This is a genomic window from Kitasatospora sp. NPDC001159 (assembly GCF_053598235.1).
Map to the genome: position 1 here is coordinate 1 of NZ_JBSFJV010000226.1, position 3,593 is coordinate 3,593.

Annotated in this window: 2 protein-coding genes; both read left to right on the top strand. The window is 75.5% G+C overall.

The genetic code is table 11. The features are described 5' to 3' along the window. A partial coding sequence (locus ACWC9T_RS41185) for a type I polyketide synthase (protein ID WP_449826143.1) occupies nucleotides 1–2,875 on the top strand: 2,875 nt, incomplete at its 5' end. 13 nt (nucleotides 2,876–2,888) lie between these two features. After that, nucleotides 2,889–3,593, top strand: a 705-nt coding sequence (locus tag ACWC9T_RS41190; RefSeq protein ID WP_449826144.1) for a beta-ketoacyl synthase N-terminal-like domain-containing protein, incomplete at its 3' end; no start/stop codon positions are given.

Sequence of the window (3,593 nt, forward strand, 5' to 3'; positions counted from 1 at the left end):
CACCCCACACACACTGCCGGACCTCCCCACCTACCCCTTCCAGCACCAGCACTACTGGCTCGACCTCCCCGCCGAGACCGGCGACATCGCCGCCATCGGCCTCGCCGCCACCGAGCATCCGCTCCTCGGCGCCTCCGTCCCGCTGGCCGGTTCGGACAGGCACCTCTTCACCGGCCGGCTCTCCACCGCCACCCACCCCTGGCTCGCCGAGCACGAGGTGTTCGACACCGCACTGCTACCCGCCGCCGCGCTCGTGGAGCTGGCGCTCTCGGTCGGCGCGCGGATCGGTCTGCCCGTCCTGGACGAGCTGACGCTGGAGGCACCGCTGCCGGTCCCGGACCGTACGGGCGTCCAGGTGCAGCTGTCGGTCGAGGCGCGGGACGCCACCGGCCGCCGCCGGATCGCCGTCCATTCCCGCCCCGAGGAGGCCTCGGACGAGACCCCGTGGACGCGCAACGCCACCGGCTTCCTGGCCGAGCCCACATCGGAGCCGAGCACCGCCGAGGCGGACGACCTGGCCGCCTGGCCGCCCGCCGGGGCCGAGCCGCTGCCGACCGAGGGCCGCTACGACCGCCTGGCCGCCCAGGGCTACGGCTACGGTCCGTTGTTCCAGGGCGTCACCGCCGCCTGGCGGCGCGGCGAGGAGCTGTTCGCCGAGGTCACCCTGCCGACCGAGCAGCCGACGGACGCGGCCGGCTACGCGCTGCACCCGGCGCTGCTGGACGCGGCCCTGCACCTGCTGATCCCGGACTCCGCCGACCCGGCCGCGCCGGTCCGGCTGCCGTTCGCCTGGAGCGGCGTCACCCTGCAGGCGGCCGGGGACGCCGCAGAACTGCGGGTCCGGATCCGCCCCAACGGCCCCGATGACGCCCAGCTGACCCTGGCGGACAGCGACGGCCGGACGGTGCTGTCGGTGCGGTCGATGGTGTCCCGCCAGGTCCGCGCCGCTCAGCTGCGCGCCGCCGGGGACACCGCCCTCGACTCGCTCTACCTGGTCGACTGGACCACCACCGTCGCGCCGACCGCCGGTTCCCGAAACCCCGTCTGCGTCCTGCTCGGCGGCGCGGCCCACCCCGACCTGGCCGACCTGCCTGTCGCCGCGCACCCGGACCTCGCCGCGCTCCTGGTAGCGCCCGAGCTGCCGGACGCCGTCCTGGTCCCGGCACCGTCCACCGACGCCGACCTGGATGTTCCCGCCGTCGTCCACGCCGCCGCCCGCGAGACCCTCGCGCTGCTGCGGTCCTGGACGGCCGAGGAGCGACTCGCCGACACCACCCTGGTGCTGGTGACCCGCGGCGCGGCGGCCGTCCGCCCCGGTGAGCGTCCTGATCCGGCACAGGCCCCGCTCTGGGGCATGGTCCGGGCGGCGCGACTGGAGCACCCCGGCCGGATCGTCCTGCTGGACCTCGACGACGAGCCGCAGCTCTCCCCCGCCCTCCTGGCCCACGCCCTGGACAGCGGCGAGCCGGAACTCGCCGTCCGCAACGGTGAGTTGCACGCGCCCCGGCTGACCCGGGTCCGCGAACTGCCCGTCGACGGTACCAAGCCGTGGAACCCGGTCGGCACCGTCCTGCTCACCGGCGCCTCCGGCGCCCTGGGCCGGTCCGTGGCCCGACGCCTGGTCACCGAGCACGGCGTCACCCGTCTGCTGCTGGTCAGCCGCCGAGGCGTCGAGGCGCCCGGCGCGGCCGAGCTGACGGCCGAACTGGCCGCCCTCGGTGCGGAGGTGGACTTCGCGGCCTGCGACACCGCCGACCGCGAGCAGCTCGCCCGCACGCTCGCCGCCGTTCCGGCCGAGCACCCGCTGACCGCCGTCGTGCACGCGGCGGGCGTCCTGGACGACGCACCGCTGACCGCGCTGACCGAGGAGCGGCTGAGCGCCGTGCTGCGCCCGAAGGTCGACGCGGCCTGGCACCTGCACGAGCTGACCCGCGACCAGGACCTCGCGGCCTTCGTGCTGTTCTCGTCCACCACGGGCACGCTCGGCGCGGCCGGCCAGGCCAACTACGCGACGGCCAACGCCTTCCTGGACGCCCTGGCGCACCTGCGCTCGGCGGAGGGCCGCCCGGCCCTCGCGCTGGCCTGGGGCCTGTGGGCCGACCCGGACGGCATGGCCGCTGAGCTCGGCGCGGCGGACCTGCGGCGGCTTGCCCGCACCGGCATCGCGCCCCTGGACCAGCAGGACGGCCTGGCGCTGTTCGACGCGGCGCTGCGCGCCGGGGACCGGCCGACGCTGGTGCCCGCCCGGCTGGACCTGCGGCCGCTGCGCGAGGCGGCGGCGGAGGGCCACCTGCCCGCGCTGCTGAACGGACTGCTCCGTGCACCGGCCCGACGCGCCGTCGAGGCAGCCACCGGGCAGATCCCCCTTCGCGAGCGGATCTCCGCCCTCCCGGTAGAGGCCCGGACGGACGCCCTGCTCACCCTGATCCGCGAGGAGGTCGCCACCGTCCTGGCCCACTCCTCGCCGGACGCGGTCGGTCGGCAGACCGCGTTCAACCTACTCGGTTTCGACTCGCTGACCGCGATCGAACTGCGCAACCGGCTCGGCGCGGCCGCCAGCCTGCGGCTGCCCGCCAGCCTGCTGTTCGACCACCCGACGCCGGAGGCGCTCGCCGCGCACCTGCTGACGCAACTCGTCGGCGAGACCGGCGGCTCACCCGCCGACGCGGACGACGAGGAGCTGCGCCGCGCGCTCGCGGCCATCCCGCCGGCCCGGCTGCGCGAGGCGGGCCTCGCCGAGGCGCTGCTGCGCCTGGCGGCCGAGCCGACCGGCACACCCACGGCGGAGACCCGCCGCAGCACCGATCTCGCGGACATCGACGAGATGGACCTCGACGACCTGATCGAGCTGGCGCTCGACGACGACAAGTCCTGAACCAGCCCGGCCTGTGGAGCAGAACACCATGACTTCCAGCACGTCCCCGACTTCCAACGCGTCCACCGACAAGATCGTCCGCGCGCTCCGCGCTTCGCTCAAGGAGACCGAGCGGCTGCGGGCCGAGAACGAGGGACTCCTCGCCCGCGCCCAGGACCCGATCGCGATCGTCGGCATGGCCTGCCGCTACCCGGGCGGCGTCGCCTCCCCCGAGGACCTGTGGCGGCTGGTCGCGAGCGGCACCGACGCCATCGGCGAGTTCCCCGGCAACCGCGGCTGGAACCTCGACGAGCTGTACCACCCCGACCCGGAGCACTCCGGCACCTCCTACACCCGCCGGGGCGGCTTCCTCCACCAGGCCGCCGAGTTCGATGCCGACTTCTTCGGCATGAGCCCGCGCGAGGCGCTGGCCACCGACCCGCAGCAGCGCCTGCTGCTGGAGACCGCGTGGGAGTCCTTCGAGCACGCGGGCATCGACCCGGCCGCCCTGCGCGGCAGCCGGACCGGCGTCTTCGCCGGCGTGATGTACGAGGACTACGCCGGTCGGGTCCAGCGTGCACCGGAGGAGCTGGAGGGCTACCTGCGCACCGGGAGCACCGGCAGCGTGCTGTCCGGACGGCTCGCCTACACCTTCGGGCTGGAGGGCCCGGCCGTCACCATCGACACCGCCTGCTCCTCCTCCCTGGTCGCCCTCCACCTCGCCGCACAGGCGCTGCGC